Source organism: Nocardia sp. NPDC127579 (assembly GCF_042672005.1).
GTDB lineage: Bacteria > Actinomycetota > Actinomycetes > Mycobacteriales > Mycobacteriaceae > Nocardia.
The window spans coordinates 1,240,636-1,253,493 of record NZ_JBHXVZ010000001.1 but is presented as its reverse complement, the minus strand read 5'-3'; the positions used below and the strand labels follow the sequence as shown (position 1 = coordinate 1,253,493).

Sequence of the window (12,858 nt, the reverse complement as noted above, 5' to 3'; positions counted from 1 at the left end):
CAAACGCTCGGCTTTGCAATGAGGTGCGTTCGTGTGCATACTGAGCAGCGATTACGCCGCTACGAATCGATAGGGAACCGCCGATGCCCGGAGGCAGACTCACCGCCGAGGACCGCCAGCAGATCGCCGCCGGGCTGGCCGACGGTCTCGGCTATGCCGAGATCGGCCGCCGCCTGGACCGCCCCGCGTCGACGATCATGCGCGAGGTCACCCGCAACGGCGGTCTCGAGGGCTACCGTGCCGATCGTGCCCAGCGGGCCACCGGTCAGCGCGCGCGCCGCGCCAAGCCAGCCGCGCCGCCCGAACTGCCCGCGCCCGACCTCGGTCCCGGCCGCGATCCCGAGGCGGTGCGCGCACTGACCGAATCCGTCACCGAACTTCTTGTGCGCCAAGGTATGCCGCGCATGGAGTCGCGGGTCCTGGCCTGCCTGCAGATCGCCGATTCCGGCGCGCTCACCGCCGCCGAGCTGGTGCAGCGCCTGCGGATCAGCCCCGCCTCGGTCTCGCACGCCATCGGCTTCCTGGAGCAGCAGCGCATGCTCAGTCGCGAGCGCGTCCCCGGCGCCCGCCGCGAACGCTATGTCCTCGACGAGGGGATCTGGCTGCGCAACCTGGTCTCCTCCGTGCGCACCCAGCAGGAGCTGGCCGCGGAATCCCAGCGCGCCGCCGAGATCCTCGGCCCCGACACTCCCGCCGGTACGCGCTTCGCCGCCTGGGCCGAACTCCTGCACCTGGTCAACGAGGCGCTACGCGGCGCCACCGAGGAATGGCAGCGCCGCCTCGAGGCCCGCAACGAATCTCCTTGACAGATTGTTGTGTTTTTACAACACTGTGTTGTGTGAGCCCAGTCAGAAGGGGAGAAACTCTTCCTATCTACAACCGAATCGCGGTGTTGCGGGCGGTCCACAAGATGAGCCGCGCGGCCCTGGCCGACGCGGTGAACGTCAATGTGCAGACCATCGGGGCGCTGGAACGGGGCGATCACTACCCGAGCCTCGATCTCGCCATGCGGATCTGCGATGTCTTCGAGCTGCCGATCGAAGCCGTCTTCGCCCGCGCCGAATTCACTGCCTCCTCGGCCGAGATCTACACGAAAGGACGGCCATGACCACCGTGACCAGCGACCTGCTCGACCGCTACCAGAACTACCGGGTCCGCCGCTGGCTGATCCAGGAGCAGCGCCTGTCCGGCCTGCTGCCCGGCTGGCGCACCCGGCGCCGCCGCCGCGCCCTGGCCGTCACCGTGGTGTTGGCCATCGCCGTCATGCTCCTCGCCGGGCTGCTCTGCGCCCTCGACCTGCGGATGGCGGCCCTTGCCATACTGCCCGCCACCCTGATCTTCATTCCGGCCTGGGGAATGCTGCGGGTCGTCTCGCAGGTACAGGACAGCGCGCCCGCGGTAACCCTCGACGAACTCGAGATCGCCCAGCGTAACTCCGCTCGCTCGGCGGGCCTGACCGTCACCCAGATTTTGACGCTGCTCCCGGTGTTCTACCTGATATTCGTCTCGGTGCTGGCCCCGGAGATCAGCGCCTTCCAATCGGCCTACGCGGGCGGCGTAATGGTCCTGGCCACCCTTCTCGCCGGCGGCTGCACCCCCGGCCTGATCCTCGCCTGGAACCGCCCCGACCCGGAACCCGAATCCTGACCGCATTCGGCTCCATGACTGAGCTTCGGGAACGTGAAACGGCCCGCACACTGTGCGGGCCGTTGTCGTGCTGCTGCGGTCAGAGCGGAAGCTTCCGGAAGACCGGGCGGGGGATGTGGCGGATGACCGACATCAGGTAGCGGACCTGGCCGGGGGCCCAGATCAGCTCGCGGCCCTTTTCGGACGCCGAAACCGCAAGGGCGGCAACGTCTTCCTTGTCGACGGTGAACGGGGCCTCCTTGGCGCCGGTCGCCTTCCAGTGCTCGAGTGTGGTGGTGGTGCGCACCTGGCCCGGCCGGATGACCAGCACGCGCGGACCGAATGGCCGCAGCGCCTCGCCCAGACCCAGGTAGAAACCGTCCAGCCCGGCCTTGGTGGAGCCGTAGACGAAGTTGGAGCGCCGCACCCGCTCGCCCGCCACCGAGGACATGGCGATGATCCGGCCGAAGCCCTGTGCCTTCATCTTCTCGCCGAGCAGCACGCCGACGGAAACCGCCGCGGTGTAGTTGATTCCGACCGTCAGGACGGCCTTGCGCTGGTTCTGCCACAGTTCCTCGGCGTCGCCGAGCACACCGAACGCCACGATCGCCACGTCGACATCGCCGCCGGCCCAGGCCGCGTCGATCACCTTGGGGTGGCTGTCGGTGTCGAGCGCGTCGAAGTCGATGATCTCGACCGTGTTCGCGCCCGCCGCGGTCAGCTGCGCCGAAGCCTGTTCGCGCAGTGGATCGTTGGGCAGCATGGCCAGGATGACGCGGGCGGGCCCCTTCTTCAGGTACTCCGCGCAGATCGCCAGGCCGATTTCCGAGGACCCGCCGAGCAGCAGAATCGTCTGCGGGTTACCAACGGCATTGATCACTGCAACTCCAGCCTTCTCGCCATATCGGACATGAAAACGCCTGTGGGATCGACACTTCGGCGGACCTTGATCCACTCGTCGATCCGGGGGTACATCTTGTGGAACGACTCCGCGGTGGTCCGTGAGTCCTTCGCGGTGTACAGCCGCCCGCCGAATTCCATGACGCGCCGGTCCAGATCGCTGACCAGCTCGTTCAGGCCGGGGCGGATCGGGAAGTCGCAGCAGATGTTCCAGCCCGGCATGGGGAAGCTCAGCGGCGCCGGGTTACCCGGGCCGAACAGCTTGAAAACATTCAGCGCCGAGATGTGCCCGGAGGCCTGGATGTCGATGATGATCTTCTTGAACTCGTCGACGGCCTCGGTCGGCACCACGAACTGGTACTGCAGGAATCCGGCCGGACCGTAGGCCCGATTCCACTCCGCGACCATATCCAGCGGGTGATAGAACTGCGTCAGATTCTGCACCTTGCCGGTGTAGGTGCCGCCCATCGCGTAGTAGGCCTCGCCGACCGCGCCCAGGGTGAGCCGGTTGGCGGTGAAGCTCGGGAAGATGTTCGGCACGGTCAGCAGCTGCGGCGCATCGAATTTCAGCGGCCGCTTGCGCAGCTTCTTCGGCAGTTCGTCCACCGTGGCCAGCCGGCCGCGGGTGATGCAGGCCCGGCCCAGTTTCGGCTGCGGGTTCATCACGTCGAACCACGCGCTGGAATAGGTGTAGTTCGCCTCGCTGCCGTCGCTGTGCGCCGCGATGGTCTCGTCGAGGGTGGTGGTCTTGAGGCCGTCGTTGAGGAAGTACGCGGTCTCCGTGGGCGCCATCTCGATGGTGGCGCGCAGGATGATGCCGGTGAGCCCGTTGCCGCCGACGGTCGCCCAGAACAGCTTGGTGTTGCGCTTGGGCGTGAGGTGCTGCACGGTGCCGTCCGCGGTGAGCAGATCGATCGAGCGCACGTGGTTGCCGAAGCTGCCCTCGCTGTGATGGTTCTTGCCGTGGATATCGGAGGCGATGGCGCCGCCGATGGTGACCTGCCGGGTGCCGGGCAGCACCGGGACCCACAGCCCGAACGGCAGGGCGGCCTTCATCAGCTGATCCAGGCTGACGCCACCGTCCACGTCGACCAGGCGGGTGTCGCGGTCGATGCGGTGGATGTTGTTCAGCGCGGTCATGTCGACGACGAGGCCGCCCGCGTTCTGGGCGTGGTCACCGTAGGAGCGGCCGAGGCCGCGCGCGATGACTCCGCGGCGCAGGTGGGCGGGCTTGCCGTCGTTGTCCTCGGCCACCATGGCGACTGCCTTGGCGATCAGTTCCGGATCGCTGGTGGCGAGCACTTCGGACGAGGTCGGTGCGGTGCGACCCCAGCCGGTCAGCGAGCGGGTACGCGTCGGCAGCGTGAACGACGTGGCAGCGGTGACGCTGGCGTTCGCACTGTCGGCGGTACCACTGCCGGTGGCCGGTGTGGAGGTCGGAGCTTTCGTGGACATCGGCATAGAGGCTACAGGTAGGACCGGACACGGCGGTGTGAACTCAGCGCCCGGAGGCGGTAGCGAAGCGTGACCATGGAGGGCGTTGTGAACACCGCAGATCAGACACAGCGGAGGCGAGCGCTGACCGGGGCCGCCGGGATATGGGCAACATCGCACCTGGTTAGCGGCCCGGAAAGAACCCGAGCGGTCGCTTGGGAGGGCATCGGGGGTGCGCGCGCCGCGACCGCGGGCGGACGGCCGTTAGGCTGCTCGCGTGTCAGCCGAACCCCATCTCCCGCTGCCTGCCGAACTGCCGCTGGTAGACGAGCCGGGCGGGACCGATGTCGACCTGAAGACCCAGATCATCCGTTTCACCCTGACGGGCGGGCTGTCGGCGATCGTCGATTTCGGTTTGTACGTCCTGCTGTTGAAAGCGGGTCTGCCGGTCAGCGCCGCCAAGGCGCTCGGTTTCGTCGCGGGCACGACAACGGCGTATCTGATCAATCGCCGCTGGACCTTCAAGGCCGATCCGAGCCGGCTGCGCTTCATCGCGGTGGTCGCCCTGTATGCCTGCACCTTCGCGATCCAGGTGGGGATCAATCAGGTGATGTACTACGCCATCGCCGAGCACTGGTGGCGGGTGCCGCTGGCCTTCGTGATCGCGCAGGGCACGGCCACGGTGATCAACTTCGTGGTGCAGCGCCTGGTGATCTTCAGGATCCACTAGGCGCGTAGCGCCGATCGGCGGCGTCGGCCTTGGCGCCGAAGTAGTCACCGCCCTTGGCGCGCACATTGTCGGTGCCCCACTCGCGCTGTTCGCGCGGTGCGGGCAGCAGGTGCGGAATGTGCTTGCGGCAGTGGATGTAAGCCTCCTCGACGTCGACGATCACCCAGTGTTCGGCGATCCGCCCCTTGAGGTTCGGCGGCAGCCCGGCGACGCAGTGGCGCAGGGTGGCGTCCTCGACGACGCGGGCCGATCCGTTGATGTGCAATCCGATGAGGTCGCGGACGAAATCGATGAGCAGGATGCCTATGTGCGGATTCTCCAGGATGTTGCCGAGACTGGCCATGACACCGTTGCCGCGATATTCCGGATAGGCGATCGTGCGCTCGTCGATGACATGGAGGAAGCCGGGTGGACCCGCCCGAAAAGTGGTGTCGCATTCGCCTTTTCGGTCGGCGGTGGCGAGGAAGGCCATATCCATTCGGGCGATGAACTCGATCATTGCCGGGTTCAGTCGATCGAGTACCTGATCGGAGTAGAAGCGTTCGGCTCTATCGCGCGTACCGTATCTGTCCTGGAGTTCGTGCTCGCCGCTGCTGCCGACAGGTGGAATGGGCATGGTGTCCCCTAGGGTTGCTGGATCTAGCACACCAAATCTCGCCCAGTGTAGAGGAAACCGTACGGGCCAATACCTGAAATCAAGTGGGACGATTCGCTCCAAAGCATTTCGGTAGCAACATTTTCCAGACATTTGCCACATTCCGACCGGACGTTTTGTAGAAGGTTGCTGGCCTCGACTCGGCAGTTGCCGGCTTGACCTTCACACCGGTATGAATGTTTACCGTGGCCGCATGACCGACGAAACGAATCGACCACACGTCCTGCTCGTTGTCGCCCATCCCGACCACGACTCCGCCGCCTGGACGCTCACCCGCGCCGTCGAGCGGGGACTGCGCGCCGACGCCCGCGCCGAGGTCACCGTGCACGACCTGACCGCGACCGGATTCGACCCGGTGTTCACCGCGGCCGACCTCGCCGTGCACCGCCTGCGCGGCGAGGTACCAGCCGACGTCGCGCGCGAACAGCGGCTGGTCGAATCGGCGGACCTGGTGGCCCTGCTGTTCCCGGTGTACTGGTGGTCGCTGCCCGCCCTCGCCAAGGGGTGGGTGGACCGGGTGTTCAGCCGCGGCTGGGCCTACGAGAACACCGCGACCGGCACCGGCAGCGCGCTCGATGAACTGCACTTCGTGGGCTTCGCGGGTGTGCGAGCCGACACCTACCACCGCCGCGGCTACCGGGATGCGCTCACCCTCCAGCTACAGCACGGGATCGCCGGATACTCGGCGATCCCGAACTCCTCGGTAGAACTGCTCTACGGCACCGAGACCAGCGATCCGGCGGCGCATCGCGAACTCGCCACCCAGGCCGGCGCGCTGGGCGCGGACCTGGCGCGCCGCGCGCACGCCGCGCTCGATCGGAAGTCCGGACGCGTTACGGGGCAGCCAATGTGACCGGGACGCCGTTGAACACCGCGTTGCCCGACGGCGCGTCGACAATCGAATCATCGGTCAGCACATTGGCATTGACCCCGGCATGCGCCCGCGCGACCGTCTGCTCGCTGTCACCGTGTCCCCACCCGTGCGGCAGGCTCACCACGCCGGGCATGATCGCCTCGGTCGGTTCCAGCGGCACCGTCACAGCGCCCGCCGCCGACTTCACCACCGCCTGATCACCCAGTCCGAGCCGGGCCACGTCCTCGGGATGAATGTGCAGCGTGCACCGATTGGATCCGCTGACCAGCGGCGCCACATTGTGCATCCAGCTGTTGTTGGAGCGCAGCTGCCGCCGCCCGATCAGCACGAAATCCGGTGCGGTGTCCGCGATCCGGGCCCGCATCCGGTCCACCTCGGCGAGCAGCGCCGCCGGTGCCAGCTCCACCCGGCCGGAGGCGGTGATGAGCACTCCGGGCAGCCGTGGCCGCAGCGCACCGAGGTCGACTCCGTGCGGATTGTCCAGCAGCACTTGCAGATTCAGGGTGCCACCATTCCACTCGCCGTACGGTCCGACCCGCAGCATGAGATCCAGCCGCTGCTCGGTGCTGGTAGCGCCGCGCAATTCCGGTCGGCGTTCGCTCAGCCCGGCTTTCTGTAGCGTGCCGGCGATGATCAGCTCGTCCACCGCGGCCAGCACGTCACCGGTGTGCGGCTGCCCGGTCAGCGCCGCGCCCAGCCGGGCCAGCACCTCGGCCTCCGACGGCCGCCCGTCCAGCGGGACCAGCGGCGGGGAGTACCGGGCGTAGTTGCGCACCGCGAACTGGAGCAGCGCGAAATCGTAGTGCGGCGACTGCACCGGCCGGGGCGGCGGCAGGATGACATCGGCGTGCCGGGTGGTCTCGTTGACATAGCGGTCCACGCTCACCATGAAGTCCAGCTCCGCGAACGCCGCGTCCAGCCGCGCGCCGCTCGGCGCCGACAGCACCGGATTGCCCGCCACCGTGATCAGCGCCCGCACCTGACCCGTTCCCGGCGTGCGGATTTCGTCGGCCAGGGTGGCGACCGGCAACTCGCCCATGGCCTCGGGCAGCCCACGCACCCGGCTGGTCCAGCGTCCGATCCGGAACGGCTTGGTGCGCGGGATTCCGCCCGCGGCGGCCTCGGGGAACATGACGCCGCCGGGCCGGTCCAGATTGCCGGTGAGCACATTGATCGCGTCCACCAGCCACTGCGCGACCGTGCCGAATTCGGTGGTGCAGGTGCCGATCCGGGCGTACACGGCGGCGGTCGGGGCGCCCGCGAGTTCCCGGGCCAGCCGCACGACGGTCGCGGCGGGCACGCCGGTGCGCGCCGCCACCGCCTCCGGCGTGAATTCCGCTGCCGCCGCCCGCAACTCGTCCAGACCCGCGACCTCTACGGCAGCTGCTGGACGGCGTTCGCTACGCCCTCCGTGGTCACGCTCCGCTGCCGCCTCCGGGCGCTGAGCTCGCGCCTCGGGCACCGTGGCGAGCTGTTCGGCGAACAGTGTGTGCACGATGCCGAGCAGCAGGTAGGCGTCGCTGCCCGGCCGGATGAACAGGTGCTCGTCGGCCAGTTTCGCGGTCCGGGTGGCCCGTGGGTCGACCACAACGAACTTCCCGCCCCGTCGCCGCAGCGCCTTCAGCCGCCCCGGGAAATCCGGTGCGGTGCACAGTGATCCATTCGACTCCAGCGGATTCGCGCCCAGCATCAGCAGATAGTCGGTGCGGTCCAGATCCGGTACCGGGATGCGCAGCGGGTCGCCGAACATCAGGCCGCTGGCCACCTGCTTGGGCATCTGGTCGGCGGTGCTCGCGGAGAAGAGGTTCTTGGTGCCGAGCGCTCGGATCAGCACCGGCACGTACAGCGCGCCCGCCACGGTGTGCGCGTTCGGGTTGCCCAGGTACAGCGCCGCCGCTCCGCGCCCGTGCGCCGCGACGACCGGCGCGAAACGCTCGGCGATGTAGTCGAAGGCCTCGTCCCAGCCCGCCGTGCGCCACGCGCCGGTGGCGCGGTCGCGAATCAGCGGCTCGGTCACCCGGTCCGGGTCCTCGTCCAGCTGCCCGAAACTGGCGCCTTTGGGGCAGATGAAGCCCTGACTGAACGGATCCAGCTTGTCCCCGCGCACGGAGGTGATGTGGTCGTCGGCGTCGAGCCGCAGCTCCAGCCCGCACACCGCCTCACACAGCGGGCAGGTGCGCAGCAGGTTCCGGGACGTGATCTGGCTCATAGGACCATCTTGGCCTGCCCGGCCCGCCGCCGACACCCTTGAAAACCACAACGACCGGTATCCGCCGAAGCGGTACCGGTCGTTCGCGGCCGAATCCTAGAACTCGGCCACCCTTGCAGGGGGTATTCGTGGGAACGCAGTCATCCGAGCTGGATCAGCAGGCAACCCTGGTGAGCGCCGAGCGGGAGCGGGCCTGCACCGAGCGAACCGCCGCGCCGATGGCGACGACCGGCGGCACCCAGCGGGCCTCGTGCGGGGCGACGCCCCAGCAGGCCGCACCGGTGGACAGGTGGGTCGGGGGCAGCGGGATGCCCGCGCCGTCGGTGTAGATGACAGCGCCGGCCTCGCGCAGCGCGTCCATGGCGGCGGCGGCCTTGCGGACACCGGTGACCAGGTGGATTTCGCGACGCTCGCTACCCGGCATCTCGATCACCGGGCCGGACAGGTTGTTGGCGCGCAGGAAGCGGCGAACCTCGCCAGCGAGTTCGCCGGTCACCTCGATGCCGGAAATGTCGGCATCGGTGATCAGGCAGATCCCGTTGGCCGTTTCGGCAACCGTCCATCCGCGCTGGGTGTAGTCCTGCGCTGCGGCGGTCATCTCGGCCGCCGAGACGGAAGTCGGAAACGTGGTGCGCACTGTCTTTCTCCATTCCCCGATAGAACTGGGTCCTGCTGCGTTCATGGTTCGTATCGACGCCGGGTAGCTCCGGCGTTACGGATTGATCGGAAACTTCTTCCAGAGTGTCGGATTCGTCTCACCCCGGTGTAGTCGCTATCACCGTCTGGGCTGGCCGGGTCCGCGGATTCGGTGCACGATCACGGCATGGATGATGGCACCGAGGGCGTCGCGCTGGACCCCGAGGAGTACGAGACCGAATCTCGTTGGATCACTTGGAAAGAACGGTTCGCCAAGCCGCGGCCGGTCCGTGAGGAACCGGCCGCCGAGCCGTTCCGGAGCCCGCGCGCGTTCCGGGAGTGGGGAGTGGCGGCGGGGCGGACGCTGCTCGATGTCCAGTTCCGCCGGCCCGCGACCCGCACGCTGCTGCCGCTGGCCTACATGCTCGGCCTGGCCTTCGCGGTGGCGATACCCGTGGTGCTGGTCGTGTCGATGTGGCAGGTTTCGGCGGTACTGGGGATTTTGACCCTGCTGATCGGCGTCCCGCTGGGGCTCACCATCGCGGCGACCGTGCGGCTGCTGCTCGAGTTCCTGGTCAACGCCTCCAGGCTGGCGACTCGGGTGGAGCACATCAGTGAACTCGCCGATGACCTGTTCCAAGCGCTCTCCGATGTTGCCGAACCGGTGAACCAGCTGTCCGAGGACGTACGCGCGGTGCAGTTCTGGCGGTTCCGTAAAAAGGGTCCCAAAAAGTAGCTAACCTGCCTGAATTCCCCAATTGCACCGGGCTCTAAACCTATTGACTTGATAGTGACAGTGGCGTGCCTGAGTTGTACGTCGTACGCTATGCCAGATTTGCTGTGAAACAATGCGGTTCGGGTGTCCGGGACACGACGCGGACGCGCTAGAAATGCAGGAGGGGGAAGTATGGCCTTACCGCAGGGGACCACAGGCTCGACCATGCCGCGCCGCCAACTCGGACGGCAGCTGCGCGAGCTGCGCACTCGAGCGCGCATGACCACCCGGCTGGCCGCCCGGCAGCTGGAGTGGTCCGAAGCCAAGATCTGGCGGATCGAAACCGGACAGACCTCGCTGCGCAGCCTCGATGTCGAGGCCATGTGCAAGATCTACGGCGCACCCGAGGCCGTGGTCGCGCCGCTGGCGGCACTGGCCAAGGAGACCAAGTCACGCGGCTGGTGGACCGGCTACAGCGATGTGATTCCCGAGGGCTTCGAGGTCTACATCGGCCTCGAGGAGGCCGCCCGCACCGTGACCACCTACGAGAACGAACTGGTTCCCGGCCTGCTGCAAACCGAGGATTACGCCCGCGCGCTGATCACGGCCGCGTGCCCGGAGCTGTCCGCGGCGGAGGTCGATCGGCGCGTGCGCCTGCGCCTGACCCGGCAGCAGCTGATCCTGCGTGACGAGGCGCCGGTGCAGCTGGACGTGGTGATCGCCGAGTCCGTGCTGTGGCGCCGGATCGGCGGACCGGAGGTGGCCGCGGCACAGCTCGACCATCTGCGGCGGATGTGCGATCGGCCGAATATCCGGATGCAGGCGGTGCAGTCGGAGTCGGAGTACCACGACGGTATGGCGACCGGCCACTTCGTCGTCCTGGAGTTCCCCGAGTTCAGCGCGGGCGAGCAGTCCGAGCCGCCGGTCGTCTACATCGAGGCGTTCACGAGTTCGGTCTATCTGGACAAGGCGCCCGAGGTGGACCGCTACCGCTCGGCGTTCGCGAGCATCAAGGCGGTATCGGTGGACGCGCGTGCGCTGATCGAGGATGCTCGCGCGAGCCTGGGTTAGTTATCCGGCGGGTAGTCGCACTTGGTGTCGGATTCCCAAGTGCGCCCGAGCACTTCGCGATGCGTGGGCAGTGCCCGGGCGTGTGCCGCGCGGCCCTGCTCGGTGAGGCAGACGAAGATCGCGCGCCGGTCCTCGGTGCACATGCGGCGCGAGACCAGGCCGTCGCGTTCCAGCCGGGCGACCGTGCGGGAGAGCGCGCTCTGGCTCAGGTAGATGTCCTCGGCGAGATCGCTCATGCGGTAGTCGCTGTCGGCTTCGATCAGCCGGTCCAGCGTCTCGAACTCGCTGAGTCCGATCTCGTGCTGATTCTGTAGCGCTTTTTCCAATGCGCAGCTGACCGCCGCATGACGATCGAGCAGCTCTCGCCACTCGCCCACCAGCCCGGAGGCGGCGCTGCCCCGGGCTGTCTCAGTTAGAGACGGCTTCGACATGCCCACATCCTAGTGATCCCCGGCGTTCTATGCAAATGCATTAGATGTGTTGACATCTAATGCGCGTGCATGCAATCGTTTCGATCATGACTTCACCAGCAACGCTCTCGGCCGCCGAGCAGGCGACCGACCCGACCAGATGGTCCGCCCGGCTCTGGGGCATGCTGATCACCCTGTGCATCGTGCTGTTCCTGGACGGCCTCGATGTGTCGATGATCGGAGTCGCACTGCCCTCCATCGGCGCCGAACTCGAGCTGTCCACCTCCACCCTGCAGTGGCTGGTCTCCGGCTACGTCCTCGGCTACGGCGGCCTGCTGCTGCTCGGCGGGCGCACCGCCGACCTGCTCGGGCGCCGCAAGGTCTTCCTGATCGCCCTGGCCGTCTTCGCGATCGCCTCGCTCGCAGGCGCTTTCGTCAGCTCCGGCCCGCTGCTGATCATCACCCGCTTCATCAAGGGCCTGGCCGCCGCCTTCACCGCGCCGACCGGTCTGTCCATCATCACCACCAACTTCGCCGAGGGCCCGGCCCGCAACAAGGCACTGTCCATCTACACCGTGTTCGGTGCCGGTGGCTACTCCATGGGCCTGCTGTTCGGCGGCCTGATGACCGGTCTCGGCTGGCGCTGGACCTTCCTGCTCCCGGTCCCGGTTGCCGTGGCCGCGCTGGTCGCCGCCTACTACCTGGTGCCCAAGGACAAGGCCGCCGACGAGGGCGGGCACGACATCCTCGGCGCGGTGCTGTCCACCGCCGCCATGCTGCTGCTGGTCTACACCGTGGTCACCGCGCCCGAGGTGGGCTGGGCCTCGGCGCGCACGCTCGGCTCGTTCGTGGTCGTGGCCGCGCTGTTCGCCGGATTCGTCGCGGTGGAGAAGCGCGTGAAGTACCCGCTCATCCGCCTCGGCATCCTGCGCAAGGCCAGCCTGGTGCGGGCCAGCCTCGCCATCATCGCGGTCGCCGGCTCCTACTTCAGCTGGCAGTTCATCACCACGCTCTACCTGCAGGAGTCGCTGGGCTGGTCGCCGCTGAAGCTGGCCCTGGCGCTGCTGCCGGTGGGTCTGCTGGTGGTCGCCTCGGCGTTCGTCTCCGACAAGCTGGTCGACCGCTTCGGCACCGGCCCGATCATCGCCGTCACCATGGTGATCATGGCGCTTGGCTACCTGGCCTACCTGCGCCTGGACACCGCGCCGAACTACCTCACGGTGCTGCTGCCCGCGCTGCTGCTGATCGGCATCGGCTGGGTCGGCTTCCCGGCCATCAACATCCAGGCCACCAGCGGTATCGATGACGAGGAACAGGGCCTGGCGGCGGGCGTGCTGCAGACCGCCATGCAGGTCGGCGCGGCCATTGTGCTGGCCGTGACCACCGCGATCATCACCAGCGGCGCGCATGCCGACCGCTCCCCGGCCGCCATGCTGGACACCTACCGTCCGGGCCTGGAATTCGCCGCCGGTGTGGCGATCGTCGGCGCCCTGGTCGCGCTCACGGTCTACCTGCCCAAGCGCCGCAAGCCGGTGGCGCGGCCGGATTCGGCCGCCGACACCAAGGTGCTCGAGCCAGTCGGCTGACGCCCTCATCCA

General features: G+C 67.8%; 14 protein-coding genes. 8 read left to right on the top strand and 6 right to left on the bottom strand.

Going from position 1 to position 12,858, the window contains the following annotated elements; genetic code table 11:
• Positions 1–83: 83 nt before the first annotated feature.
• The 3 genes from ACFVMC_RS05355 to ACFVMC_RS05345 are packed head-to-tail and all read left to right on the top strand — an operon-like array spanning position 84 to position 1,647.
• Positions 84–806 carry a helix-turn-helix domain-containing protein gene (locus ACFVMC_RS05355; RefSeq protein ID WP_379207062.1) on the top strand — a complete coding sequence of 241 codons (723 nt, stop codon included), beginning with the start codon at positions 84–86 and terminating at the stop codon, positions 804–806.
• Between the two features lie 32 nt (positions 807–838).
• Positions 839–1,108, top strand: coding sequence for a helix-turn-helix transcriptional regulator (locus ACFVMC_RS05350; protein WP_379207060.1), 270 nt, complete (start codon positions 839–841; stop codon positions 1,106–1,108).
• Complete coding sequence (locus ACFVMC_RS05345) at positions 1,105–1,647, top strand: hypothetical protein (protein WP_379207059.1); 543 nt, start codon at positions 1,105–1,107, stop codon at positions 1,645–1,647. The genes ACFVMC_RS05350 and ACFVMC_RS05345 overlap by 4 nt, the downstream gene beginning before the upstream one ends.
• Before the next feature lie 79 nt (positions 1,648–1,726).
• Here ACFVMC_RS05345 and ACFVMC_RS05340 read toward each other — a convergent pair whose 3' ends face one another.
• Together ACFVMC_RS05340 and ACFVMC_RS05335 are read right to left on the bottom strand one after the other, a co-directional pair.
• Positions 1,727–2,506, bottom strand: a complete 780-nt coding sequence (locus tag ACFVMC_RS05340) for a decaprenylphospho-beta-D-erythro-pentofuranosid-2-ulose 2-reductase (RefSeq protein ID WP_379207057.1) — start codon at positions 2,504–2,506, stop codon at positions 1,727–1,729.
• Positions 2,503–3,987, bottom strand: coding sequence for an FAD-binding protein (locus ACFVMC_RS05335; protein WP_379207056.1), 1,485 nt, complete (start codon positions 3,985–3,987; stop codon positions 2,503–2,505). The genes ACFVMC_RS05340 and ACFVMC_RS05335 overlap by 4 nt, the downstream gene beginning before the upstream one ends.
• 250 nt (positions 3,988–4,237) lie before the next feature.
• Between ACFVMC_RS05335 and ACFVMC_RS05330 the strand changes: the two genes are divergently transcribed.
• Entirely contained in the window at positions 4,238–4,690 is a 453-nt protein-coding gene (locus tag ACFVMC_RS05330; protein WP_379207054.1) for a GtrA family protein, read from the top strand.
• Here ACFVMC_RS05330 and ACFVMC_RS05325 read toward each other — a convergent pair.
• Complete coding sequence (locus tag ACFVMC_RS05325) at positions 4,677–5,306, bottom strand: pyridoxamine 5'-phosphate oxidase family protein (protein WP_379207052.1); 630 nt, start codon at positions 5,304–5,306, stop codon at positions 4,677–4,679. The two genes, ACFVMC_RS05330 and ACFVMC_RS05325, sit on opposite strands and share 14 nt — an antisense overlap.
• Before the next feature lie 232 nt (positions 5,307–5,538).
• On the opposite strand from ACFVMC_RS05325, the gene ACFVMC_RS05320 reads away from it, so the two are divergent.
• Entirely contained in the window at positions 5,539–6,198 is a 660-nt protein-coding gene (locus tag ACFVMC_RS05320) for an NAD(P)H-dependent oxidoreductase (RefSeq protein ID WP_379207050.1), read from the top strand.
• Here the strand turns inward: ACFVMC_RS05320 and ACFVMC_RS05315 are convergent.
• Positions 6,179–8,428, bottom strand: a complete 2,250-nt coding sequence (locus ACFVMC_RS05315) for a molybdopterin-dependent oxidoreductase (protein ID WP_379207048.1) — start codon at positions 8,426–8,428, stop codon at positions 6,179–6,181. The two genes, ACFVMC_RS05320 and ACFVMC_RS05315, sit on opposite strands and share 20 nt — an antisense overlap.
• A gap of 154 nt (positions 8,429–8,582) precedes the next feature.
• Complete coding sequence (locus tag ACFVMC_RS05310; RefSeq protein ID WP_379207047.1) at positions 8,583–9,065, bottom strand: hypothetical protein; 483 nt, start codon at positions 9,063–9,065, stop codon at positions 8,583–8,585.
• Between the two features lie 186 nt (positions 9,066–9,251).
• Here ACFVMC_RS05310 and ACFVMC_RS05305 point away from each other — a divergent pair, with 186 nt between their 5' ends.
• Positions 9,252–9,800: a DUF4282 domain-containing protein gene (locus tag ACFVMC_RS05305; RefSeq protein ID WP_379207045.1), complete on the top strand. Its 549-nt coding sequence runs from the start codon at positions 9,252–9,254 to the stop codon at positions 9,798–9,800.
• Positions 9,801–9,971: 171 nt separating this feature from the next.
• Complete coding sequence (locus ACFVMC_RS05300; RefSeq protein ID WP_379207043.1) at positions 9,972–10,850, top strand: helix-turn-helix domain-containing protein; 879 nt, start codon at positions 9,972–9,974, stop codon at positions 10,848–10,850.
• Here the strand turns inward: ACFVMC_RS05300 and ACFVMC_RS05295 are convergent.
• Positions 10,847–11,281 (bottom strand): MarR family winged helix-turn-helix transcriptional regulator, encoded by a 435-nt coding sequence (locus ACFVMC_RS05295; RefSeq protein ID WP_379207041.1) that lies wholly within the window; start codon positions 11,279–11,281, stop codon positions 10,847–10,849. The two genes, ACFVMC_RS05300 and ACFVMC_RS05295, sit on opposite strands and share 4 nt — an antisense overlap.
• A gap of 86 nt (positions 11,282–11,367) precedes the next feature.
• On the opposite strand from ACFVMC_RS05295, the gene ACFVMC_RS05290 reads away from it, so the two are divergent.
• A complete protein-coding gene (locus ACFVMC_RS05290) occupies positions 11,368–12,846 on the top strand; it encodes an MFS transporter (protein WP_379207040.1) in 1,479 nt (492 codons plus the stop codon).
• Positions 12,847–12,858 lie beyond the last annotated feature (12 nt).